Raw genomic sequence first — 22101 nt, 5'->3', positions numbered from 1 at the left:
TTCATTCCTACCAAGTTTTGCTTTGATCGAGCTTGTCATCTGATGATGATGAATCGAGAGAAGCAAAACACTGAAAGCCACCCGAAAGGGTGGTTTTTTTGTTGGTTGCGTGTTGGCTGGAGGATGGATTGCTGGTGGGGCAGATTCAAGACACATGCTGGGCATCACTATGAATCGCTCGTGAAGGAGCAGGGCGCGCGGTTTGTGCGGCAGCTGTGCCCCTCCCGCGGTGGAGGCACTGCCCTGCCTGGTGCAAGAGGCGTACCCCCGCTTGTCCTAGGCACGGAGCCTTTCGTACCCGTTCTGCTCGGCCATCGTCAGCACCGGCTTGGTGCGTTGGTATCTTGAGCGGCTTGACGCCAGCGGCTCACCTGCTCAGGTGAGAGCCCCCGCGGTCGGGTCAGCAGGTACTGGGCTCAGTGGCGCTCAACCCGGCCGTCTCATAACCCACCGTGAAGCTATCTGCAGGGCTCAAACTACTGAGGCTGGTGGATGTTTCGTCGATCCGAGCCGGTTTGCAGGCGGTGGGTGATGCATGGCATCAAGGCCCTGCTGGCGATGGCGCGGCACCAGCCAGCACCCCTGCTTTAACTTTTCGTCAGCCTTGGGGCAATCGGCTGGAGTGTGGGAACGTTCCTGTTGGAGGATGGAATCACCCGGAATAGACGCCGGCGAAAGACTGAACAACGGGAAAAGTGCCTGCCTCGCGGGAGGGATTGCCGGGCCGGTCGCTGAGCAGGGGGTGCATGCCGGCGGTGTTGGCGGCGTCCAACTCCGCGATCGCATCGCTGATGAATAGAATGTGTTCGGGCTCTACCTTCAGTTGTGTGGCGATTCTGGTGTAGCTGGAGGATTCTTGTTTGGCGCCGATGCGGGTGTCGAACCAGGCGGCGAAGAGTGGTTGGAGATTGCCGGCAACGCTGTGTCCGTATAGCAACTGTTGCGCTTTTACCGATCCTGAGGAATACACCCCAAGCTCTATTCCCATCCGCGTCCAGCGTTGCAGCGCTGGTGGAACGTCTTCGAAGAGGGGGGCGCACAGGTGGCCGGCCGCATAGCCACGTTCCCAGATGAGCCCCTGGAGATCCTTTAGCGGAGTCAGTTTCCTGTCGCACTGAATCAGCCACTTCAGATAGGGCAGCAGGCGTTGCGCCGTTGAGCCGTTGGCGCTCAATCGAGCCTTTGCCAGCAGCTCAAGCGCTTCGTTGTGATCCTCTTGCTCCCAGGCCTGCTCGACGGCCTGAAGCAGGACCTGTACTTGGGGAGTGCTGGCTTCTGCGGCAAGGAAGCCTTCCAGCTGATCTGCGGCATAGGGGAAGAGCGTGTCTTTCACAAAATCGAAAGGACAGGTGGTGCCTTCGATATCAAGAAGGATGTGGCTGATGGCTTTGCGAGCCGGGAGAGTGGACGTCATGGCTATGGCGCCGGTGTTGAGTGGGCAGATGCTGTCGGGTGCAGGGACTTGACCACCAATTCTCTCCATGCCTGATCAAGGAGAAACTCAAGAATTTCCACGTGCCGTTGGGCTGTGAACAGATTGCTGCCCCAGGCATAGAGCCCATGGCCGCCGACCAGCAGGCCATGGGGGGCGTCGTTGAGCAGAGGGGAGGCAAGGTCACTCAGCCGACGCAGATCCTGGTCGTTCGGTACCACCGGCAGCACCACGCGGCTGTGATGGGTGGTGATGCCTTCAAGTCCCTTCATCATCTCCAGCCCTTCAAACACAACCCCCGCAGGGCCATGTTCGTTGTGCTGTTGGCTCTGGAGAGCCAGGCGCGAAAGCAGGGTTGCCGCCGGTGAATGGGTGTGGAGCACAGCCCCCGCACCGCAGGTGTGCACGATCTCCAGGTGCAAGAGCGTCTCTGCGCTGGCCTGTCCGTTGCCCTCCACCACAGCGCCCGCTTCGTTCACCTGCACCAGGTCGGCGCCACGAACAGAACCTTTGTGGATCCCGCTGGGCGCCATGAGCAGCCGCAGAGGATCCCTGCTCAGCACGCAACTGAAATTGCCACCGGTGCCATCACACCAGCCGCGGCGATGAAGGTCCCGGATCAGGCTGGCCAGAGCCTCAGCGGTTGTGGGTGGATCGAAAGGCATCGGCAGATCGCAGCCCTTCAATGCTGGCAGGACGGGCACCAGTGGGTTCCTCGCCCAGCCAGCCGCTCCCGTTGGATTGGTGTTCCGCACGTCCGGCAGGCCTGGCCGCCGCGTCGGTACACCCAGGCCATGCCGCCGTAGTTGCCGTTGGTGCCGCTGAGATCTCTGAAATCGCTGAAGGTGGTGCCTCCCGCTCCGATGCTCGTTTGCAGCACCCGCACCACGGCCTGGTGGAGCCGGTGAAGCTGCGCCACCCCAAGCCTGCCGCTGGGGGTGTGCGGATCGATGCCCGCGGTGAACAGAGATTCATCGGCATAGATGTTGCCGATGCCGGCCACCAGCGCCTGATCCAGCAGGGCGTTCTTGATCGGTCGCTGCGACCCCTTCAGGCGTTGCCGCAGGTAGGCGGCGTTGAACGCCGGACTGAACGGTTCAGGACCGAGACGGCTGAGGCCGTGCATCACCTGGCTGGGCTCGCTGCCCGCAGGAATCCACCACATCTGGCCGAAGCTGCGCGTGTCCACGAAGCGCAGTTCGTGACCCTGGAAGTCGTGGAACCGCACGCGCGTGTGGCTGCATGGTTCGCGCTCGTGATCAAGCCACTGAAACTGGCCTGTCATGCGCAGGTGCACACCCCACAGGCCGGCGGGCTCGCCATCGCGGCTGAGGCTGGCCAACAGATACTTGCCACGGCGCTGCCACAGACCCACCTGGGTGCCTTCAAGGGCACGACAGAACGCTTCGGGGTCGGCGGGATGGGCCACAGCCCTTGCTCTCAGCACACTGACGCGCTCCACCGTGAAGCCCGCCAACTGTCGCTCGAGGCCGAGACGCACGGTTTCGACTTCAGGCAGCTCCGGCAAGACGGTTTCTGGCGCGTTGCTTCAGGCTCCCATGCCGGCGCGCCGAGCCCACAGGTGCGGGGCTGCCTCTGGGGTTGCCCGCGTCGAGGGGGAGTAGGCGGCCAGAGGAACGCGCACCCACAGAACAGCCCAAGGCTGTAGGGGGACTGATGGATCGAGCTGGAGAATCAAGCCCGAGATGGCAGTGACGTCTCTGATCTGCGGTTGTGCAGCTGGAGAATGGTGGCTAGACCACTCAAGCCAGCTGCTGGATAGGGGCGGCCCCAGCGGTGGGGCCCGGCGTGTTGGATTGGCCTGTGAAGCGAAGGCTTCGGGTTGGGGGAGGAAGGCTTCAACTGAGGGCCGCAGGCTCAGCAAACGCCGCACCAAGGTGAGCTGATGGAAGCCACTGCAGGGTCAGAACGGCCAGCGAAAAAATGCTGCTTCTAGGCAGGCGACTGGTGGAGAGAATCGCCTGTGGATCAGACCGTGTGTGCGGGGGCAGCCCTGCAGATGCTGGATGTGCCCCCGGGATTGGGACTCAGGCCTTCTCGAGCTCGGCTTCGGAGAAGTTGTTGGTATTGATGCCGCCTTCCGAACCGCTGAATCCGGTGTAGTTCACTTTCTCGAAGCGCACCACCACGGGGTAGCGGATGCCGGAGGTGTCGATCGACGCCACGGTGCCGACGTCGTTGAACCAATAGGACTCGGGTCGCTTGATGCGCACTTTGTCGCCGCGGGAGATGGCCATCGCTGCGCTGGAGAAGGTTGATTGCCAGTCGGAAGATACCCGAGGCCGGCGGGCCCAAAGGTGCCCGTGTCATGAATCGTCGTCGCCGGAGCAAGGCCGCCATGGGGGCGGGCGGAGCGTGGCACGATCGGCTGCTGCCGCCCCGCCGTTGTTGGAGCCCCCCATCCTCGATCTCGAGCTCCCCGATCCCCAGCGCGACGACATCAGCACGATGGAGTTCCTGGCGCGGCTGGAGGAGGCATGGGGGGTGTGCGACCGCTTCGACCTGCAGACGGAGATCTGGCGGGGACGCATCCTGCGCGCTGTGCGCGACCGCGAGGTTCGCGGCGGTGAGGGCCGGGGTACCGGCTTCCTGCAGTGGCTCAGGGAGCGGGAGATCAGCAAGACCCGGGCCTATGGGCTGATCCAGCTGGCAGAGTCTGCCGAAAGCCTGGTGGGTGATGGGCCGCTGGAGCAAAGCAGCGTCAACAACTTCTCGAAGCGCGCCTTCCTCGAAACGGCCCAGGCCGACCCGGAGGTGCAGCTGATGATCAGTGAAGCGGCCAATGAGGGGCAGCAGATCACCCGCAAGCAGGTGCGGCGCCTCTCTGATGAATTCACAGCGGCCACCAGCCCGCTGCTGCCGGAGGAGATCCGCCAGCGCACCCAGGAGAACCTGCTGCCCCCCCGGGCGGTGGCGCCGCTGGTGAAGGAGCTGGCCAAGCTGCCCGAGGCCCAGCAGGACGATCTGCGCCAGGCGCTGCGCGATGAACCCGAGCTCGACCGGGTCAGGGACGTGACCAGCACGGCCCGCTGGCTGAGCAAGGCGGCCGAGGCCGGGGCTGCGGTGCGCGCCTTTCAGCAAGGGGAGCTGCAACTGGAGAAAGCCCTGCAGGAGGCTCAGCGGCTCGACGCTCTTGGTTTGCTGGCCGATGCGGTGGGGCAGGCGCAACAGCTCGAAAGTGCCGTGCTGAAGCTGCACACCAGCTGGCGACGGCTGGGGGGATTGCAGGAGCGCCTCTGGGTGGAGAGCGGCAGCAGCACGCCCCACCTGCGGGCCATGCTGACCGTGCTCCAGAGCCTGAGCGGTAGCACCCTGCGGGTGTCGTTGGGGGAGCTGGCCGGCGGCAAACGGGTGCGGCTGCAGCTGGTGGAGGAGAGCCCCGACCAGCTGGACGCACCGCCCTTGCCATGAGCCTGCCTGGCCACCAGATCTGGGGCCGCTAAGGTCGGGCCGCACCAGGGCTGTGGTCGGTTTGGCGATGGAAGCGCTCGAGGATTCCCTGGAGCGTCATTTCGGCTGGTCGCGCTTCCGGCCCGGTCAGCGCCCGGTGGTGGAGGCCCTCCTGGCGGGGCGCGACTGTCTGGCGGTGCTGCCCACCGGTGGCGGGAAGTCGCTCTGTTTTCAGCTGCCCGCCCTGGTGCGGCAGGGCCTGGTGCTGGTGGTGTCGCCGCTGGTGGCCCTGATGCAGGACCAGGTGGCGCAGCTGCAGCGCCGCGGCATCCCGGCCGCCTGCCTGCACCAGGGGCTCGATGCCGGGTCGCGGCGGCAGCTTCTGCATCGCCTCGCCGACAATCGCCTGCGCCTGCTCTACTTGGCACCGGAGCGGCTGCAGGCGGAAGCCACCCGCGCCCTGCTGGAGGACGTGCTGGAGCAGGGCCGGCTGGTGGCGCTGGCGGTGGACGAGGCCCACTGCATCAGCGCCTGGGGCCATGATTTCCGCCCGGATTACCGCCGCCTCGGGCAGCTGCGCAGCCTCTGTCCCGGTGTGCCCCTGGTGGCGCTGAGCGCCACGGCCGCGCCGCGGGTCCGCGCCGACATCATCCGGCTGCTGCAGCTGCGGCGCCCCCTTGTGCAGGTGCGCTCCGCCCGGCGCGCGAATCTCCTGTACGCCATGCAGCGGCGCCCCCCTGATCCGCTGCCACTGGTGCTCGACACGGTGGCGGCTGCGTCCGGGGCTGTGCTGATCTACGCCCGCACACGGCGGTCGGTGGAGCACTGGGCGGCGCGGCTCTCGGCTGCCGGGGTGGAGGCGATCGCGTATCACGCCGGCATGGACCCCGAAAGCCGCCTGCTGGCGCTTGAGCACTTCCAGCACCATCCGCGGCCGGTGCTGGTGGCCACGGTGGCCTTCGGCATGGGTGTGGACCGCCCGGATGTGGGACTTGTGCTGCATCTGGATCTGCCTGCCAGCGCAGAGGGGTACCTGCAGGAGTCGGGGCGGGCGGGGCGTGATGGCCAGCCCGCCCGCTGCCTGGTGCTCTTTGATCCGATGGACCGGCGCTCGCTGGGCTGGGCAATGCGCGCCTCCGGCCGGCAGCTGACCCCGGAGCTGCAGGAGCAGGAGAGGTTGCGGCTGGAACTGGCCCAGCAACAGCTGCGGCGCATGGAGGCGGTGGCGGAGGGGACGGGCTGTCGCGAGCAGGCCTTGCTGGAGGCCGTGGGCGAGCTGGTGCCCCCCTGCGGTCGCTGCGACCGTTGCCACAGCCGTGGGGTGCCGATCGACTGGTCGGCGCAGGCGGCGCAGGTGCTGACCCTGCTGCAGGAGCGCCGGGGCCTGGATCTCCCCCGGCTGGCCGATGACCTGGCCGATCACTCCGGTGCGGAGGACACCGCCGCTGCGGAGGGAGAGCGCTGGGGCTGGCTGGCGCGCCGGCTGGTGCAGGAGGAGCTGATCAGTGAAAGCGACGACGGCAGCCAGCGGCTCTGGATCCGGGAGGCCGGACGCCGCTATCTGCAGGAGCCATGGCCGTTGCGCTGGGCGGCATGAGCGGCAGGCGGGCCGGCACGCGTGGGCTGGACGGGGCTCAGCCGCCGCCGACCCTGCAGAGGTCTCTCACCAATTGCTGTTCAAACTCGCTCTGCGGGGCATCCCAGCTCTTCCAGGCACCAGCTTCGCCGGTGGCATTGAGCTTGCCGGCCGTGCAGTTGACCGCCAGGAAAATCGATTGGCCGGCGCTGTTCAGGGCCGGGGCCACCATGCTGCCGCCCAGAGGCTGCCAGTTGGCGAAGTCAACCTGAATCGGGCCGTAGGTGCGCCATTCCGGCGGTTTGGGGCCGGCCGATCTGGCAGCGGTGGCCGCCGGTTTGGGACGGGGGGCGGGTGCTGCCGCAGCCGCTGGCCTGGGTTGGGGGGCTGCTGCTGCTGGGGCCGGGCGGGTGGCAGCGGGCGCGGGTTGGGTGGCGGCTGCCGGTGCCGGCCTGGGCTGGACTGCTGTAGCCGTGGCAGCAGGTGCGGGGCGCACGGGCGCCGGCTGGGCTGCAGGTGCCGGTTTGGGTTGGGCGGTCGCTGCCGGCGCCGGCCTGGCGGCCACTGGTGCCGGTTTGGGTTGTGGCGTTGCTGGTGCCGGGCGCGCAGGTGCGGGTTTGGCGGCTGCGGGCTTGGGCGGCGCGGGCTTTGCGGCGGCGCGGGCGGGTGCGGGTGTGCTGGCGCGCAGCACCAGGCGGCTGCCGGCCTGGATCTCGTCGGGTTCGGTGAGCTTGTTGAGCGCCATCAGCCGCGACATCGGCACCCCGTAGCGATCGGCGATGCCGGAGAGGGTTTCACCTGGTTGGACGGTGTGTTCGCGGGCGTTCCTGTTCACCGCTGCGGGACGGGCGGCGGCGGGGGCGCCGGGCACCACCAGGCGGGTGCCCTCGGCCACCATGTCCGGGTCTCGGATGCCGTTGAGCTCGATCAGGCGCTGCACCGTGGTGCCCAGCCGGTCGGCGATCTCGGAGAGGGTTTCGCCCGGCTTCACGGTGTAGCTGCCGCGCCCACCAGTGGAAGAGCCGGCGCCGGAGCTGGCTCCACCGGGCACGGTGAGGCGGGTGCCGGCCGTGACCAGATCCGGATCCTTGATGCCGTTCAGCTGCATCAGGCGGTTGAGGGACACGCCATAGCGCTCGGCGATCTCCGAGAGCGTCTCCCCGGGCTTCACCACGTGCTGGGCGGCCAGTCCCGGCAACGGGAGCAGCAGGGCGAGGGCCAGGGCGACGATGGCGCGGCGCATGGGCAACGATCAGCTGGTTGAACCTTAAGGAGAACCCTCTGGCGCGCCAGTCCCCCGGCGCCAAATCGTTGGTCCGGTTCAGCCCATCAGCCGCTTGATCAGGCCGAGACGGTCGCCGTAGGGGGGATAGCGCAGCGGCACATCGAAGCGGAACGGGCGCCGCAGCACGCTGCGCAGGTGCGAAAAGGTGTCGAAGCCCGACTGGCCGTGGTAGCGGCCCATGCCGCTGGGGCCGACGCCACCGAATGGAAGCTCGGGCACCCCCACCTGCATCACCACGTCGTTGAAGCAGACGCCCCCCGAACTGGTGCCTGCCAGCACCTGCTCCTGGGCGGCGGCACTGCTGCTGAACAGATAGAGCGCCAGCGGCTTGGCTCCACGCCGCACCCGGGTGATTGCCTCATCCAGCGAAGCCACAGGCAGCACCGGCAGCAGGGGACCGAACAGCTCCTCCTGCATCAGCGGATCGTCGGCCGCATCGACCGCCAGCAGGGTGGGGGCGATGCGCAGGCGCTCCGGATCGATCTGGCCGCCGGCCAGCAGCTGCCCCCGCTGCCGGGCGCCCTCCAGCAGGCCGCACAGCCGCTCGAACTGCGGGCGGTTGACGATGCGGGCCAGATCCGGCGACGCCAGCGGGTCGTCGCCGTAGCAGCGCGTGATCTCCCGCGTCAGCCGCTCCACCAGCGCCGGCCGCACTGAGTCTTCCACCAGCAGATGGTCGGGGGCGATGCAGGTCTGACCGGCGTTGAGCCCCTTGCCCCAGATCAGGCGACGGGCAGTGGTGTCGAGGTCGGCGTCGGCCAGCACGATGGCCGGGCTCTTGCCGCCCAGCTCCAGGGTGACCGGGGTGAGGTGACGCGCGGCCGCCTCCATCACCAGCCGGCCCACCCGGCCGCCGCCAGTGAAGAAAATGTGATCGAAGCGCAGCTGGAGCAGCGCGCTGGCCACAGCTCCGTCTCCTTCCACCACCTGCACCACATCGGGCTCCAGGTGGCGCGCCACCAGCTGGGCGATCAGGGCCGAGGTGTGCGGGGCCTGCTCCGATGGTTTCAGCACGGCGCTGTTGCCCGCCGCCAGCGCACTCACCAGCGGCTGGATGGTGAGTGAGAAGGGGTAATTCCAGGGGCCGATGATCAGCACGCAGCCGAGCGGCTCCGGCATCAGCCGGGCCTGGCCCGGCTTCTGGCTGAGCGGCACCGGCACCGGTCTGGGCGCCATCCAGCGCCGCAGCTGGCGCTGGCAGAGGCGCAGCTCCTGACGCACGGCCACCACTTCGAAGTAGGCCTCCACCGGAGGCTTGCCCAGGTCGGCGGCGAGCGCCGCAAGGATCGCCTCCTCCGCACCATCGAGCAGCGCCGTGAGCCGCGCGAGCTGCTCGCGACGCCAGGCCAGCGGGCGGGTGAGCCCCTGGCTGACCGGCTCACGCAGGCTGTCCACGGCGGGCATGGCCACGGCGGGCATGTCCGCCATGGGCATGGCGGTGGAGGCGGTCATGGGAGCGGGCGAACGAGAATGGCTCCAGCATGGCGGCTGCAACCCGGCCACGGGGCCTGCTGGAGCGGGTGTGGGAGCGGCTGGCGGCCACAGCTCCAGCACGATGGTGAGGGCGAGAAGGATGGAACAGCAACTCAATCTCCTGCAGCCAACGCCGCCGGCCGGCACCCCTCAGACGGTGACGCGGGAAGGACTGGCGTTGCGCTACTGGCCCTTGTGGCTGGCGGATGCGGCGTCCTGGCTGGTTCAGCTGCGGACTGACGTGCCCTGGCGCCAGGAGCACATCACCCTGTTCGGCCGCACCCATCCGATTCCGCGGCTCACCTGCTGGATGGGCGATTCCGGTTGCCACTACGCCTACAGCGGTGTTCACCAGGCGATCGAGCCCTGGACCGCCTCGCTGCAGCAGCTGCGCCGGCAGGTGGAGGCCGCCGCCGGTTGCCGCTTCAACTCCCTGCTGCTCAATCACTACCGCGACGGCAACGACAAGCTGGATTGGCATGCGGACGACGAGCCCGAACTTGATCCCGAGCAACCGATTGCCTCCCTCAGCCTCGGGGCGGCGCGCAGTTTTCGGCTCAAGCCCCGGCAACCTTCCGCAGATGCAGAGTCACCGCTGAGCTTTGAGCTGGGCGAAGGCGATCTGCTGGTGATGGATCCACCCACGCAACAGCACTGGTTGCATCAGGTGCCCCAGCGGCGGCGGGTCGCACGTGACCGCATCAATCTCACCTTCCGCGTGATTCGAAGGGGAGCGATTGCACAGCGGTGAGCTCGATCGGGGCGTGTGGTTGCAAGGGTGTTGAGCTGAGTCTTTGGCAGGGACTTCGTGAGTGAGTGCGCCTAGGCATTCGACAGCATTTCAATCAACGCCATTGCGGATCGATGGTCGCCCTCTGTGACAAGCAGGCAGGCACCACCACGGATACCTGGCGACGCGAGCAGTGGGCCATCCTCCCCAAGCGATCCGGCCCCAACTCCGCCCGTCGCCCCCACTGGCACGATCCTCCTGCTCCTCTGCGATTGCAGTGCAAGCGTCGCCATCATGTTGGGGCAGTGGCCTGATGCTGTTGCGGGGTGTACTCAACGCGTGCAGAGACGCAGGGTGCGGTGGGCCGGTGTTGCGCAATCGGTTCTGGCTGAACGCAGCGTGCTGCAGTTGGGGGATCCGCGTCTTCGGCCGAGGCGGTCAGCCGCGCCGACGGTTACAGCCCCAGCTTGCGCCGCCCCTGCCACATGCCCACGCCGTAGCCGATCGCAGGTAGCAGCAGTGCAGGGCGCAAGGGCAACAGCAGCAGCAGGGCGATCCCCACCAGCCAGGGCAGCAGCAGCAGGCTGCCGAAGGCCAGCTGGCTCAGCCGCGAACGGCGAGCCAGGCTGCCCGAGCGCTGAACCAGCCGAGGCACGCCCTTGCCCAGGCCAAAGCCCAGCAGTGCGGTGAGAACGGTGAGCAGGATCGCGCCCATGGCGGGGTGGCAGCCGTTGGGAGTCTGCCGCCCGGTCGCTCCCGGCGATGGGGACCGCCTGGCCACACCTTGCCAAGGGGATCGGCAGCCCGAAGGTCCAAGTGAATGGCCGGAAAGGGGTGGGAGGAAGCCCTTGACGAGACTTGAACTCGTGACCTCTCCCTTACCAAGGGAGTGCTCTACCGCTGAGCTACAAGGGCATGTGGAAGGTGGGCCGGGTTGGATTTGAACCAACGTAGGCAGAGCCAGCGGATTTACAGTCCGCCCCCATTAACCACTCGGGCACCGACCCGCTCCACCCGAGAAACTTACCAGTCGACCTTCCCCATGCAGCTGCTCGTGCTTCACGGCCCCAACCTCAACCTGCTGGGGCGCCGTGAGCCTGGGCTTTACGGGGTCAGCACCCTGGAAGCCATCAACGCGGCGCTGACGGCCCAGGCAGCGGCGCAGGGGGTGGACCTGGCCTGTTTTCAGAGCAACCACGAGGGTGCCCTCGTGGACCGCATCCACGAGGCAGCCGGCGTCTGCGATGGCATCGTCATTAACGCCGGTGCCTACACCCACACGTCGATCGCCATCCGTGACGCGCTGCTGGGGGTGGCGTTGCCCTTTGTGGAGGTGCACCTCAGCAACGTCCATGCCCGCGAGCCGTTCCGGCACCACTCCACCCTGGCCGACCGGGCGGTGGGCGTGATCTGTGGCTTCGGGCCCGCCAGCTACAGCCTCGGCCTCGACGGCCTGGTGGCCCACCTGCGCGCCCAGGAGCCGGCATGAGCACCACCGCTTCCCTTCCGCTGGCGGCCGGCGTGGCCGTGGCCGCGCCGGCCCGGGTGAGATGGCTGACGGCGCCCAGCAGCGACGCCTGGTTGGAGCAGGCCCTGGCCCACCCCGAGCTGCTGTTGATCGACCATGCCCACTGCGAACGCAAGGCGGCGGGCGTGGCGCTGCAGCTGATGTTCCGCTACCCCTCCGACGGGGAGCTGGCCGCGGTGCTCAGCCCCCTGGCCCGTGAGGAGCTCGAACACTTCGAGCGCGTGCAGGCGCTGCTGGAGCGGCGAGGCCATGCCCTGCGCGCCCTGGCAGCCCCGCCCTACGGCGCCGCCCTGGCCGGCCAGGTGCGGCGGGGCGAGCCGCAGCGCATGCTCGACAGCTTCCTGGTGGCCGGCCTGATCGAGGCCCGCAGCCACGAACGCATGGCCCTGCTGGCTGCCCACAGCCCTGACCCGGAGCTGGCGGCCCTGTACGGCGATCTGCTGGCCAGTGAGGCGCGCCACTTCGGCGTCTACTGGGTGCTGGCTGAAGCGCGCTTCAGTCGCGAAGCCACGGTGGAGCGGCTGGAGCAGCTGGCGCTGGCGGAGGTTCAGGCCCTCACAGGAGTGTTGGCCGATCCAGGGCTGGTTCGGATGCACTCGGTGGGCGTGGCCTGACCCTGCTGGGCTGCCGCTTCCGGCTCGCCTCGCCTCAGACCGCGGCCAGCAGTTCGTCGAGCAGGGGGAACCGTTCGGCGATGGCCTCACCGGTGAAGGTGGCCACCCACCCCTCCGGGTTGTCGAAGAAGCGCAGGGCGGCGAAGTGGGGCTCGGGCCCCATGTCAAACCAGTGGGGCGTGCCGGCCGGCACAGAGATCAGGTCGTTGCGCTCACACACCACCTGCAGCACCTCATCACCGAGGTGAAGGCAGAACAGGCCGCGCCCTTCCACGAAGAAGCGCACCTCGTCCTCGCTGTGGGTGTGCTCCGAGAGGAACTTCTGCCGCAGCGCCACCCGATCCGGATGGTCGGGCGTGAGGCGGATCGCATCGACGGTGGGATAGGCGCCGCTGCTCTGCAGTCGGGCGATCTCCTCGGCGTAGAGCGCCAGCAGCGCGTCGGCAGTGGTGGCCTCGCCAGTGGCGGCCCGGGCCGGCCAGCGCTCGAAGCGGATGCCGCGGGCCTCCAGCTCCTGGCGGATCCGGTCGCCGTCGCTGGTGCGCAACGTGGGCGGGCAGGGGGTGGCGGCAGGGGCGGCGCTGCCATCGCTGGGCAGTTGGTGAAGGGCCAGCAGAGTCATCGGGGTGCGGCACGGGCGATGGCTCCAGCCTATGGAAGCCCTGCGGGCCGGAGGTGCGGGTGTGTTGCGGCGCCGCCGCAAGGCCTGAGCACGCCACTGGCGCGTGGCCCATGGGCTGAGCCGCTGGCGCCACGGCGTGATGGGATGAACCCCACGGATGTGGTGGCAGCACCCAATGAGCGAGGCCCCCTCGGTGCCCCCAGGCTCCCCCGGTTTTTCCGGTTTTCCCGGCCTGCCAGGCCTTCAAGGCCTGCCCGACCCCGCCGGCGCCGCTGCCTTGCCGGGGCTCACGCTGGTGGGTGTGGGTCCGGGCGATCCGGATCTGCTCACTGTGGCGGCGGTGCGGGCGATCGCCGCTGCCGACCTGGTGGCCTACCCGGTGGCCCAGGCGGGTGGGGAGGGAATGGCCGCGGCGATCGCGGCGCCGTGGCTGAATCCGGAGCAGGCCACCTTGCCGCTGGTGTTTCCGATGGTGGCGGAGCCTGAGCCGCGCCGCCAAGCCTGGCGGGCTGCGGCTGAGGCGCTGGCGGCCGCGGTGGCCGCTGGCCGCCGGGTGGTGCTGCTCTGCGAGGGGGATGTGTCGCTCTATGCCAGCGCCTCGTACGTGCTGCTGGCTCTGCGCGATGCCCACCCCGCCTGCCCAGTGCGGCTCATCCCCGGCATCCCCGCCGTCGCAGCGGCGGCGGCCGCAGGCCACTGGCCTCTGGCCCTTCAGGGGCAGGGGCTGCTGGTGCGCCCCACGCCCGATGCGCCCGGGGTGCTCGATACCCTGCTCGACGCCATCGCCCTGGAGCCCCCGCAGGCGCGCACCGGCCTGGCCCTGCTCAAGCTGGGCCACCGCTGGAGCTGGGTGCGGCCCCTGCTGGAACGGCGCGGGCTCCTTGGGGACGCCCTGTTCGCCCAGCGGGTGGGCTGGCCCGATCAGGTGGTGGTGCCGGCCAATGCGGTGCCCTCCGAGCAGCGGCCCTACTTTTCGCTTCTGCTGATCCGATCCGGCTGGCCGTCGGTACTTCCTTAGCGCCGGCGCCCCTCGGCTGTGACAGCCTTTGGCTGGCTTCCCCACCCCCCACCACCTGCTCCATGACCCCGATCGACTGGTTCTCGCTGCTGCATCCGGTGCTGGTCATCCTGTTTGTGTATCCCGTGGTGGGTGCCACGATCCGCCTCGGCCTGCTGGCCCGTGAGCGCCGGCTCAAGATCCACCCACAGCCGCCCACCGTGGGGGTGGAGCACGCCGACCATGGCCGCTGGCTCACCGCCGGCATCGTGGTGGCGGTGCTGATCGCCCTCCTCTATTCCTTCATCAGCAAGTTCGTGGTGCCAGAACCCCCCTTCACTGGCGGGGCCGGACGTCTGGCGCTGCTGCTGCTGGTGAGTGCCGGCACCTTCGCGAGTCTGCTGGGGCTCTGGCGGGCGAAGAAAGCGCCGCTGCGGGCCAGCTTCGCCCTGCTCACCTGGGTGGGCCTGCTGGGCCTCGGCAGCCAGCCGGAGATCTGGCGTCTCAGCGACAACCCGCTCAGCCCTGCCTTCTGGAGCTCCCACTACTGGGCCGGCGTGCTGCTCACGGGCCTGATGCTGTTCTCACTGGCCTCCAAGGCGGAGATCTTCCGCTCCCTGCGGATGCGTCGCCTGCACATCACCGCCAACGTGCTCGCCTCCGTGCTCTTTGCCGTAATGGCGATCACCGGCACCCGCGACCTGCTGGAAATCCCACTCAGCTGGCAGAAACCGGCGATCTATTCCTGCAACTTCGAGCTGCGCACCTGCCCAGCACCGGCCCAGTCAAGTGTTGACGCTCCTGCCCCGTCAGCCAACACAGCGACGGTGCCAGCCGCTGCCGCTTCCAGCAGTGCCCTGGCCTCCGCAGGGGTGGGCGCGCGCATCAGCTGATGGCGCAGTTGGGCGGCGCCGGCGAAGCCCTGGCAGGTCCAGCCCATGTGCTTGCGGGCGATCTGCAGGCCTTTCGCCCCTCGGTAGGCCACCAGCGCCTGCAGGTGCTCGGCCGCCAGGGCCAGCCGCTCGGCCGGCGAGGGGTCCGGTGGCACCGGCCGGCCGCTCAGGGCCGCGTCGATGCGGCCCACCAGCCAGGGGGCGCCCAGGGTGGCTCGCCCCACCATGACCCCATCGGCGCCGGTGATGGCCAGGCAGCGCAGGGCTTCTTCGGGGGAGGTCACGTCGCCGTTGGCGATCACGGGAATGCGCAGGGCCTGCTTCACCCGGGCGATGGCGGCCCAGTCGGCGCTGCCGGAGAAGCCCTGCTCCCGTGTGCGGCCGTGCAGGGTGAGCGCCTCGGCACCGGCCTCCTGCAGACCGAGGGCGAAAGCCACCGGATCGGCGCTGCTGCCGCACCAGCCCAGCCGCGTCTTCACCGTGACCGGCACGCGCACCGCAGCCGCCACCGCCGCCACGATCTCCGCCGCCAGCGCGGGCTCGCGCAGCAGGCCGCTGCCGCCGCCTTTGCGCGCCACCTTGCGCACCGGGCAGCCCATGTTGATGTCGATCAGGAAGGCGCCCGCCGCCTCCGCCCGCCGGGCGGCCTCGGCCAGGGCCTGGGGACGGTGGTCGAACAGCTGCACCGCGATCGGCCCGCTCTCGCCGGCCAGAGCCTCGAACTTCTCACTGCCGTGGCCCCGCTCCAGGCAGGTGGCGTGCACCATCTCCGTATAGAGGAGGGCGTCGGGAGCCCAACGGCGCACGAAGCCCCGAAAGATCTGGTCGCTCACCCCCGCCAGGGGCGACTGGAACACCCGGCAGCGGAGCTGGCGCGGCTGGCCGCGGCCCTGAAGCTGAAGTGGAAGCGGTGGCAGGGTCATCAGAGGTTCATCCTCCCGCTGCCCAGCGCTGCGCTGACCCGCCGAACAACTGCCTCGTTGACCCGCCCAGCGACGGCCTCGCTGACCTGCTGACCCGCCGCCTCGCCATGACCGCCGCCTCCCCCCATCCGCTCAGTCGCCAGTTGCTGCAGCTGATCCTCGACGACCGCACCAGCGACCGCTTCGTCTGCGAACTGGTCTGGCAGCGGCTGGGCTACGCACCCGCTGACGGGCTGGTGGATGGGCTGGCTTTTGAGGCTGACGTCATGGCACAGCCCACCATCGGGACAGAGGGCACCACCAGCGCCGCACAGGGGCCAGCGCCGTGGCGCGCCACCGCCGCCACACCGGACGACTGGGCCCTGGCCTACCCGCAGGCGCCGCCGCTGATCGCGGAGCGTCCGGCCAGTGTGCGGCTCACCCGCTCGATTGCCGCCGCCCACAAGCAACTGCTCAAACACCAGCTGGGCTTCGCCGGCTACCGCATCGGCGAGCTGTTTCCCCGCCGCACCCGCCGCGCCACGGCGGTGAACTGGCTGCTGGCTCACCTGGCCGAGCGGGGCGAACCGCTGCCGGACACAGGGCCGCTGCCACCGCTGCTGCCGCAGCCGGCCGATCCGGTGGCGGGGCACCCGGGAGATCTGCCGGTGCAGTAGCCGGTGGACCGCCCCCGAGCCACGCAGGCCCCGCCCGTTCAGATCCCCATCGCCACCCCATCGAGCCGGTGATCCACGCCGGCCTCCAGGCTGGTGCAGTGGCCGGAGTCGTCGCGATGGAGGCGCACCATCTGGGCACCCCCCTTGAAACCCACGAAGCCATAGGAATCGCCGAGCTGGTGGCCGCGGGCCACCAGCTCGTGGCCCAGGTCTGGATTGAACTGCGGATCGATGTGAACCGCACCGCTCTGCATGACCAGCTTGAAGCGCGGGGCATCCACGGCCTGCTGGGGATTCATGCCCAGATCGAGGGCGTTCACCAGGATCTGGGTGAGCCCCTGGGGGTGGGCGTTGCCGCCGATCACCCCCATCACGAATTCAGGCAGCCCATCGCGCAGCACCATCGCCGGCAGGATCGAATGACGCGGCCGGTGGCCGGGTGCCAGGGCATTGGGATGGCCCGGCTGGCTGGAGAACTGGGCCGCCCGGTTGTTGAGCAGCACGCCCGTGTCGCCCGCCACCAGCCCGGAGCCGAACAGTCCGCTGATGCTGGTCATCAACGACACGGCGTTGCCCTCGCTGTCCACGGCGCACACGTAGCTGGTGTCACCCGAATGGCCGCCCTGGGGCCGGGTGGCCGGCCGGGCCAGGGCCGTGATGCGGCTGCGGGCGGCGGCCAGTCCGTCCGGGCTGAGCTGCTGCCGCACCAGTTCGAGCATCGATGGGGTGGGCTCCCCCACCCCATCGATCGCCAGCTCAAAGCCGAGGCGGATCGCTTCGATCTCATGGTGCAGCCGCTCCGCCTCGCCCATCGCGGCGAGGGGCAGGCCGTCGAGGATGCCCAGAGCATGCAGAGCCACCACCGCCTGGGAATTGGGTGGCAGGCCCAGCACCTCCCGGCCGCGGTAGCCCACGCTCAGGGGCTCCACCCATGCGGCGCGGTGCTGCTGGGCGGCCACGTCGGCTGTGGTGGTGGGCACACCGCCCGCGCTGATCGTGGTGGCGATCGCCGCGGCCACGGGCCCTTCGTAGAAGCCCTGACGGCCCTCCCGGGCCACGCGTTCCAGGGTGTCGGCCAGCTGCGGCAGGCGCATCAGCTGGCCCGGCTGCGGGGCGCTGCCATGGGGCAGAAACACCTCGCGAAGCACTGATGAGGCGCTCTGCCCCAGCAGCGCGGCGCCAACGGCCCAGAACCCCGCGATCGATTCGCCCACCGGGTAGCCCTGGCGCGCATAGGCGATCACCGGTTCCCACAGCTGCTGCAGCGACTGGGTGCCGAACCGCTCCAGCAAGGTGCACCAGCCATCCACGGCGCCGGGAATGGAGACCGAGGCCGCGCCGTGCTCCGGCATGAAGGGGCGCGCTCCGATGCGCTCGAGGCTGGCGCCGCTCGGAGCCATGCCGCTGCCATTGAGACCCAGCACCCGCCGGTCCTGCGCCGACCACACCAGCACCATGGTGTCGCCGCCGAGGCCGCTCATCATCGGCTCGGCCAGCGCCAGCATCCCGGCCATGGCTACCGCGGCATCGGCGGCGTTGCCGCCCTGCTCCAGCACCCGCAGGCCCACGCGGGTCACCAGCGGCGAGCTGGAGGTGACCATCGCACGCCCGGCAAAGACAGGTGAGCGGCGATGAAGAAAGGCAGGGTTGGCCATGGCAGCGCGCGGCTCTGGCGGTCAGGCCGCAGTCTGGTGTGGGTGGCGCCTCCGCCACAGCGGCTCAACGGTGTTGAAAGGTTCGAGCGTGCAAGGTTCCCGCTTCCAGGGCTCGGAGTTGCGGGGTGACGCCGCCAACACTTCTCCAGGCCGGCCACAGCTGAGCCAGCCTGTAAGGTCGAAAAGAGATCGTTGATCGGGATATTACGTTTTGGCGCTACCAGTCGTCGCCGTCATCGGGCGCCCCAACGTGGGCAAATCCACTCTGGTGAACCGGCTGTGCCGCAGCCGGGAGGCAATCGTCCACGACGAGCCCGGTGTCACGCGTGACCGCACCTACCAGGAAGGGTTCTGGGGCGATCGGACCTTCAAGGTGGTCGACACCGGCGGCCTGGTGTTCGACGACGACAGTGAGTTTCTCCCGGAGATCCGCGAACAGGCCAACCTTGCTTTAGCCGAAGCGGTGGTGGCCGTGGTGATCGTCGATGGCCAGGCGGGGGTCACGGCGGCAGATGAATCGATCGCCGAATGGTTGCGCGGCCAGAACCGGCCGGTGCTGCTGGCGGTCAACAAGTGCGAGTCGCCCGATCAGGGCCTGGCGATGGCCGCCGACTTCTGGGGACTGGGCCTCGGTGAGCCGTTCCCGATCTCGGCCATCCACGGTGCCGGCACCGGCGATCTGCTCGACAAGGTGATCGAATTCCTGCCTCCCGCTGACGCGGAGGAAACGGAGGAGCCCATCCAGCTGGCGATCATCGGTCGGCCGAATGTGGGCAAATCCAGCCTGCTCAATGCCATCTGCGGTGAGCCCCGGGCGATTGTCAGCCCGATCCGCGGCACCACCCGCGACACGATCGACACCACGATCGAGCGGGAGGGTCGCCTTTGGAAACTGCTCGACACCGCCGGCATTCGCCGCCGCCGCAGTGTCAGCTACGGGCCCGAATACTTCGGCATCACCCGCAGCTTCAAGGCGGTGGAACGCAGCGACGTCTGTGTGCTGGTGATCGACGCACTCGATGGGGTGACCGAACAGGATCAGCGCGTGGCGGGCCGCATCGAGGAAGACGGGCGCGCCTGCGTGATCGTGGTGAACAAGTGGGATGCGATCGAGAAGGATTCGCACACCATGACCGCGATGGAAAAGGATCTGCGGGCCAAGCTCTACTTCCTCGACTGGGCACCGATGCTGTTCACCTCCGCTCTCAGCGGTCAGCGGGTGGAGAGCATCTTCTCGCTGGCATTGCTGGCGGTTGAGCAGCACCGGCGCCGCGTCACCACCTCGGTGGTGAATGAAGTGCTGCAGGAGGCCGTGAGCTGGCGCTCGCCGCCCACCAGCCGCGGTGGCCGCCAGGGCCGGATCTATTACGGCACCCAGGTGGCAGTGCGGCCACCGAGTTTCACCCTGTTCGTGAACGATCCCAAGCTGTTCGGTGACACCTACCGCCGCTACGTGGAGCGGCAGATCCGTCAGGGCCTGGGCTTCGATGGTTCGCCGATCAAGCTGTTCTGGCGCGGCAAGCAACAGCGCGACGCCGAGAAGGAACAGGCTCGTCAGCAGGCCCGTTCCGCCACCCCGTGAAGCGGCTCCACTTCCTGCAGCACTGAATGGACTGGCTGAAGCAGCTCCCGATCGGCCAGTACGTCGATGGCGACAGTGGCTGGCTGCGCCGCGTCGATGCGCGCCTCAAGCTGGCCTGGACCCTGGCGTTCCTGATCACACCGATCCTGGCCGGTCCCGTCTGGCGGCTGGCGCTGGTGGGGACGTTGCTGCTGATCACGGCGCTCTGTGGGCTGCCGTGGCGGCTGTGGCGCCGCAACCTGCCTCTCCTGCTGGCGCTCAGCCTGCTGGTGGGGCTGCTGTCGGCCTTGCTGCCGGCCGGTGGCACGGGCAGTGCTCAGCTCTCGCGTGATCCGGCCGAGCTGCGCCTGGCACCGGCGCCGCCGGGGGCACCGCCGGTCGAACGCAGCGGCGAGCCCTGGGAGGTGCTGCGCTGGGGGCCCGTGCCGTTGGGGCCGCTGCCGCTGGGCCCGCTGGTGATCAACCGCCGCTCGGCGGAACTGGGCCTCAACAGCGCCACCTTGCTGTTCACCCTCATCCACAGCGCCAACCTGCTGCTGCTCACCACACCGCCGGAAGAACTGGTGTGGGCGCTCAGCTGGGGCCTCACCCCCCTGGGCCGGCTGGGGCTGCCGGTGGAGCGGCTCGGCTTCATCCTGCTGCTGGCGTTGCGCTTCCTTCCCCTGGTTCAGGAGGAGCTGCAGAACCTGCTGCGCTCAATCGCCACCCGGGCACTCAACTTGCGGCGACTGGGCTGGAAGGGAGTGCTGGGGCTGGGGCTGGCGGTGGCGGAACGGCTGCTGGCCAACGTGCTGCTGCGCGCTGAGCAGGGGGCCGAGGCGCTGGTGGCCAGGGGCGGCCGCTGGGTGCCGCCGCAGCAGCTGCGGCTGAAGGTGCCCGTGGCCCGACGTCTGAATCTCATGGCCTGCCTGCTGCTGCTCCTGCTGCTTGGGCTGCGGTGGCAGTACGGTGCGCTGTGATTGGTAGCCGAACAAACCATCAGTGAGCGCTGAGTCGAGTACCGAGCGATATCTCAACCATCCCACCTTCGGGCTCCTCTACTGGGTGGCACCGGCCGGAGAGGGCCGCGATCTGTTTGCCACCCTTTACGCCCAGCGGATGTTCTTCCTGGTCACGGCGCAGCCGCGCGGCGCCCATTTCGAGGTGATTCCGCTGATGGATGCCCGCCACTACGCCGAGCAGAACCTGGCGCGGGCCCGGCGTGACCGCAGCGAAAAACTCGGCCACTGGCGCCAGCTGTTCGACCAGACCTTCATCTGAGATGGGTGCTGACGCTCCAGCGGCCCTGGCGGCGCGGTGGCGGGCCCTGCAGGAGCAGTTGCCGTCCGGCTCCCGCCTGCTGGCGGTGAGCAAGGGGCAGACGGCCGAGCGCATCCGCGACCTGGCCGCGCTCGGCCAGCGCAGCTTCGGCGAAAGCCGCCTGCAGGAGGCTGAGGCCAAGCAGCTGGAGCTAGCGGATCTTCCCCCCCTGGATTGGCACTTCATCGGTCGCCTGCAGGCCAACAAAGCCCGGGGGGTGCTGCGCCACTTCGGCACCATTCACTCGCTCGACAACCTGCCGCTGGCGCTTCGCCTGCAGCGCATCGCCGCGGAGGAGGGCCTGCAGCCGCGGGTGTTCCTGCAGGTGAAGCTGCTGCCCGATCCGGCCAAGGCCGGGTTCGAGCCCGAGGAGCTCGACCAGCTCTGGCCCCAGCTGCAGGCGCTGGCGCCGTTGCAGCTGGTGGGCCTGATGACGATCGCGCCGCTTGGCTTGGATGCAGCCGGTAGCCGTGCCCTGTTCGGCTCCTGCGCCGCGCTGGCGGCCCGGCTGGGGTTGCCGGAGCTGTCCATGGGCATGAGCGGCGACTGGCGCGAGGCGGTAGCGGCCGGCAGCACCTGGGTGCGGCTCGGCTCGGTGTTGTTCGGCCCCCGCGGGGCCTGACCGGGGCCCCACGGGGACTTCGGGGCCGCCCCGGGCCTGCGCAGCGCGCTTGCCCCGGCCAATCACGGCGGGGGCCTGAGGCCGCCTTCGCTGGGGGCGGTGGGGGCGTTCGCCACCCGGCGGAAGCATGAATCCAGTGATTTCAAGGGTTGCGACCAGTTGCAACTGGGAGCGTGGGACGCTATTCAGGTACTGACCTCACGAAGGAACCAAAGGTGTCGTTGTTCTCCCGCCTCCGTGCCGTCGTCTCCGGTGACGACTATCTCGATGGCGAGTACGACGAACTTGACTACGACCCCGGTGACGACCAGGCCCAGACCGCCCAGTCGCGCGCCACGCAGGTCGGCAGCGGCAGTGCCCTGGCCCTGTCCTCCCCCTTCGGCTCCGACGACCTCTTCCCCGGCAGCAATGTGATCGGCATGCCGGGCCTGTCGGCAACGGCCGCGGAGGTGACCCTGATGGAGCCCCGCAGCTTCGATGAGATGCCCCGTGCCATCCAGGCCCTGCGTGACCGCAAGACCGTGATCCTCAACCTCACGATGATGGAGCCGGATCAGGCCCAGCGGGCCGTGGATTTCGTGGCAGGCGGCACTTTCGCCATCGACGGCCACCAGGAGCGGGTGGGCGAAAGCATCTTCCTGTTCGCGCCCAGCTGCGTCACGGTCACCACAGCCTCGATGGAGGAGCCCTCCTCTCCCACCATCGTCTCCACCCGCGACACCGGCTCCGATGCCGATGCGGCCCCGAGTCCGGCCTGGGGCCGCTCCGACTTCGCCGTCGGCGGCTGAGCACGTCTTCTGAGC

22 protein-coding genes, 2 tRNA genes and 1 pseudogene are annotated in these 22101 nt (G+C 68.9%); 13 read left to right on the top strand and 12 right to left on the bottom strand.

The genetic code is table 11. The features are described from left to right. Window positions 1-652: 652 nt before the first annotated feature. The 4 genes from mtnC to ACWJI3_RS09650 form a co-directional block, all read right to left on the bottom strand. Window positions 653-1414: an acireductone synthase gene (gene mtnC, locus ACWJI3_RS09665; protein WP_480203580.1), complete on the bottom strand. Its 762-nt coding sequence runs from the start codon at window positions 1412-1414 to the stop codon at window positions 653-655. A 2-nt stretch (window positions 1415-1416) separates the two neighbouring features. Then, a complete protein-coding gene (gene mtnB, locus ACWJI3_RS09660; RefSeq protein WP_480203579.1) occupies window positions 1417-2097 on the bottom strand; it encodes a methylthioribulose 1-phosphate dehydratase in 681 nt (226 codons plus the stop codon). A gap of 17 nt (window positions 2098-2114) precedes the next feature. Next, window positions 2115-2960, bottom strand: a complete 846-nt coding sequence (locus tag ACWJI3_RS09655) for a DNA-formamidopyrimidine glycosylase (protein ID WP_480203578.1) — start codon at window positions 2958-2960, stop codon at window positions 2115-2117. 520 nt (window positions 2961-3480) lie between these two features. After that, complete coding sequence (locus tag ACWJI3_RS09650) at window positions 3481-3690, bottom strand: photosystem I reaction center subunit IV (protein WP_094510007.1); 210 nt, start codon at window positions 3688-3690, stop codon at window positions 3481-3483. A 211-nt stretch (window positions 3691-3901) separates the two neighbouring features. Here ACWJI3_RS09650 and ACWJI3_RS09645 point away from each other — a divergent pair, with 211 nt between their 5' ends. Beyond that, a complete protein-coding gene (locus tag ACWJI3_RS09645; protein WP_233132729.1) occupies window positions 3902-4864 on the top strand; it encodes a hypothetical protein in 963 nt (320 codons plus the stop codon). Between the two features lie 67 nt (window positions 4865-4931). Continuing rightward, a complete protein-coding gene (locus tag ACWJI3_RS09640; RefSeq protein ID WP_255100000.1) occupies window positions 4932-6440 on the top strand; it encodes a RecQ family ATP-dependent DNA helicase in 1509 nt (502 codons plus the stop codon). Window positions 6441-6477: 37 nt separating this feature from the next. Here the strand turns inward: ACWJI3_RS09640 and ACWJI3_RS09635 are convergent, their stop codons facing one another. Together ACWJI3_RS09635 and ACWJI3_RS09630 are read right to left on the bottom strand one after the other, a co-directional pair. Continuing rightward, window positions 6478-7662: a LysM peptidoglycan-binding domain-containing protein gene (locus tag ACWJI3_RS09635; RefSeq protein WP_480203577.1), complete on the bottom strand. Its 1185-nt coding sequence runs from the start codon at window positions 7660-7662 to the stop codon at window positions 6478-6480. A 78-nt stretch (window positions 7663-7740) separates the two neighbouring features. Continuing rightward, on the bottom strand, window positions 7741-9156 hold the full coding sequence (locus tag ACWJI3_RS09630) for an aldehyde dehydrogenase family protein (RefSeq protein ID WP_480203576.1): 1416 nt from the start codon (window positions 9154-9156) through the stop codon (window positions 7741-7743). 121 nt (window positions 9157-9277) lie between these two features. Here ACWJI3_RS09630 and ACWJI3_RS09625 point away from each other — a divergent pair, with 121 nt between their 5' ends. Then, on the top strand, window positions 9278-9928 hold the full coding sequence (locus ACWJI3_RS09625) for an alpha-ketoglutarate-dependent dioxygenase AlkB family protein (RefSeq protein ID WP_480203575.1): 651 nt from the start codon (window positions 9278-9280) through the stop codon (window positions 9926-9928). Between the two features lie 433 nt (window positions 9929-10361). Here the strand turns inward: ACWJI3_RS09625 and ACWJI3_RS09620 are convergent, their stop codons facing one another. From ACWJI3_RS09620 to ACWJI3_RS09610, 3 genes are all read right to left on the bottom strand, one after another. After that, entirely contained in the window at window positions 10362-10622 is a 261-nt protein-coding gene (locus ACWJI3_RS09620; RefSeq protein ID WP_094510017.1) for a hypothetical protein, read from the bottom strand. Between the two features lie 128 nt (window positions 10623-10750). Continuing rightward, window positions 10751-10822, bottom strand: a tRNA-Thr gene (locus ACWJI3_RS09615). 10 nt (window positions 10823-10832) lie between these two features. Then, window positions 10833-10914 (bottom strand) — tRNA-Tyr (locus ACWJI3_RS09610). Window positions 10915-10949: 35 nt separating this feature from the next. Here ACWJI3_RS09610 and aroQ point away from each other — a divergent pair. Both aroQ and ACWJI3_RS09600 read left to right on the top strand, forming a co-directional pair. Beyond that, on the top strand, window positions 10950-11396 hold the full coding sequence (aroQ, locus tag ACWJI3_RS09605; protein ID WP_480203574.1) for a type II 3-dehydroquinate dehydratase: 447 nt from the start codon (window positions 10950-10952) through the stop codon (window positions 11394-11396). After that, window positions 11393-12049 carry a MiaE family protein gene (locus ACWJI3_RS09600; RefSeq protein ID WP_480203573.1) on the top strand — a complete coding sequence of 219 codons (657 nt, stop codon included), beginning with the start codon at window positions 11393-11395 and terminating at the stop codon, window positions 12047-12049. Before aroQ ends, ACWJI3_RS09600 begins: the two co-directional genes overlap by 4 nt. A 34-nt stretch (window positions 12050-12083) precedes the next feature. Here the strand turns inward: ACWJI3_RS09600 and ACWJI3_RS09595 are convergent, their stop codons facing one another. Then, on the bottom strand, window positions 12084-12671 hold the full coding sequence (locus ACWJI3_RS09595; RefSeq protein WP_480203572.1) for a 1,2-dihydroxy-3-keto-5-methylthiopentene dioxygenase: 588 nt from the start codon (window positions 12669-12671) through the stop codon (window positions 12084-12086). 295 nt (window positions 12672-12966) lie between these two features. On the opposite strand from ACWJI3_RS09595, the gene ACWJI3_RS09590 reads away from it, so the two are divergent. Both ACWJI3_RS09590 and ACWJI3_RS09585 read left to right on the top strand, forming a co-directional pair. Beyond that, the gene (locus ACWJI3_RS09590) at window positions 12967-13689 is read left to right on the top strand and encodes a precorrin-2 C(20)-methyltransferase (protein WP_480203595.1); all 723 of its coding nucleotides are present in this window, start codon (window positions 12967-12969) and stop codon (window positions 13687-13689) included. Between the two features lie 62 nt (window positions 13690-13751). Further along, window positions 13752-14369, top strand: a pseudogene (locus ACWJI3_RS09585) (DUF4079 domain-containing protein); the annotation flags it as partial. 38 nt (window positions 14370-14407) lie between these two features. On the opposite strand, the gene dusB reads toward ACWJI3_RS09585, so the two are convergent. Continuing rightward, window positions 14408-15484 carry a tRNA dihydrouridine synthase DusB gene (gene dusB / locus ACWJI3_RS09580; RefSeq protein ID WP_480203571.1) on the bottom strand — a complete coding sequence of 359 codons (1077 nt, stop codon included), beginning with the start codon at window positions 15482-15484 and terminating at the stop codon, window positions 14408-14410. A gap of 107 nt (window positions 15485-15591) precedes the next feature. On the opposite strand from dusB, the gene ACWJI3_RS09575 reads away from it, so the two are divergent. Further along, a complete protein-coding gene (locus tag ACWJI3_RS09575) occupies window positions 15592-16140 on the top strand; it encodes a DUF1823 family protein (RefSeq protein ID WP_480203570.1) in 549 nt (182 codons plus the stop codon). A gap of 38 nt (window positions 16141-16178) precedes the next feature. Here the strand turns inward: ACWJI3_RS09575 and ACWJI3_RS09570 are convergent, their stop codons facing one another. Continuing rightward, entirely contained in the window at window positions 16179-17795 is a 1617-nt protein-coding gene (locus tag ACWJI3_RS09570; RefSeq protein WP_480203569.1) for a gamma-glutamyltransferase family protein, read from the bottom strand. A 211-nt stretch (window positions 17796-18006) separates the two neighbouring features. On the opposite strand from ACWJI3_RS09570, the gene der reads away from it, so the two are divergent. The 5 genes from der (at window position 18007) to ACWJI3_RS09545 (ending at window position 22086) form a co-directional block, all read left to right on the top strand. Continuing rightward, window positions 18007-19377 (top strand): ribosome biogenesis GTPase Der, encoded by a 1371-nt coding sequence (gene der / locus ACWJI3_RS09565; RefSeq protein WP_255140546.1) that lies wholly within the window; start codon window positions 18007-18009, stop codon window positions 19375-19377. 26 nt (window positions 19378-19403) lie between these two features. After that, complete coding sequence (locus tag ACWJI3_RS09560; protein WP_480203568.1) at window positions 19404-20336, top strand: CbiQ family ECF transporter T component; 933 nt, start codon at window positions 19404-19406, stop codon at window positions 20334-20336. A gap of 22 nt (window positions 20337-20358) precedes the next feature. After that, entirely contained in the window at window positions 20359-20637 is a 279-nt protein-coding gene (locus ACWJI3_RS09555; protein WP_094510037.1) for a PipX family protein, read from the top strand. Between the two features lies 1 nt (window position 20638). Beyond that, the gene (locus ACWJI3_RS09550; protein WP_480203567.1) at window positions 20639-21298 is read left to right on the top strand and encodes a YggS family pyridoxal phosphate-dependent enzyme; all 660 of its coding nucleotides are present in this window, start codon (window positions 20639-20641) and stop codon (window positions 21296-21298) included. 215 nt (window positions 21299-21513) lie between these two features. Further along, window positions 21514-22086 carry a cell division protein SepF gene (locus ACWJI3_RS09545; RefSeq protein ID WP_094510042.1) on the top strand — a complete coding sequence of 191 codons (573 nt, stop codon included), beginning with the start codon at window positions 21514-21516 and terminating at the stop codon, window positions 22084-22086. Window positions 22087-22101 lie beyond the last annotated feature (15 nt).

This window comes from Marcopretia estuarina LEGE 06307, from assembly GCF_056633115.1.
Note: the sequence above shows the minus strand (reverse complement) of the source record. Positions and strands in the feature narration are given on the sequence as shown.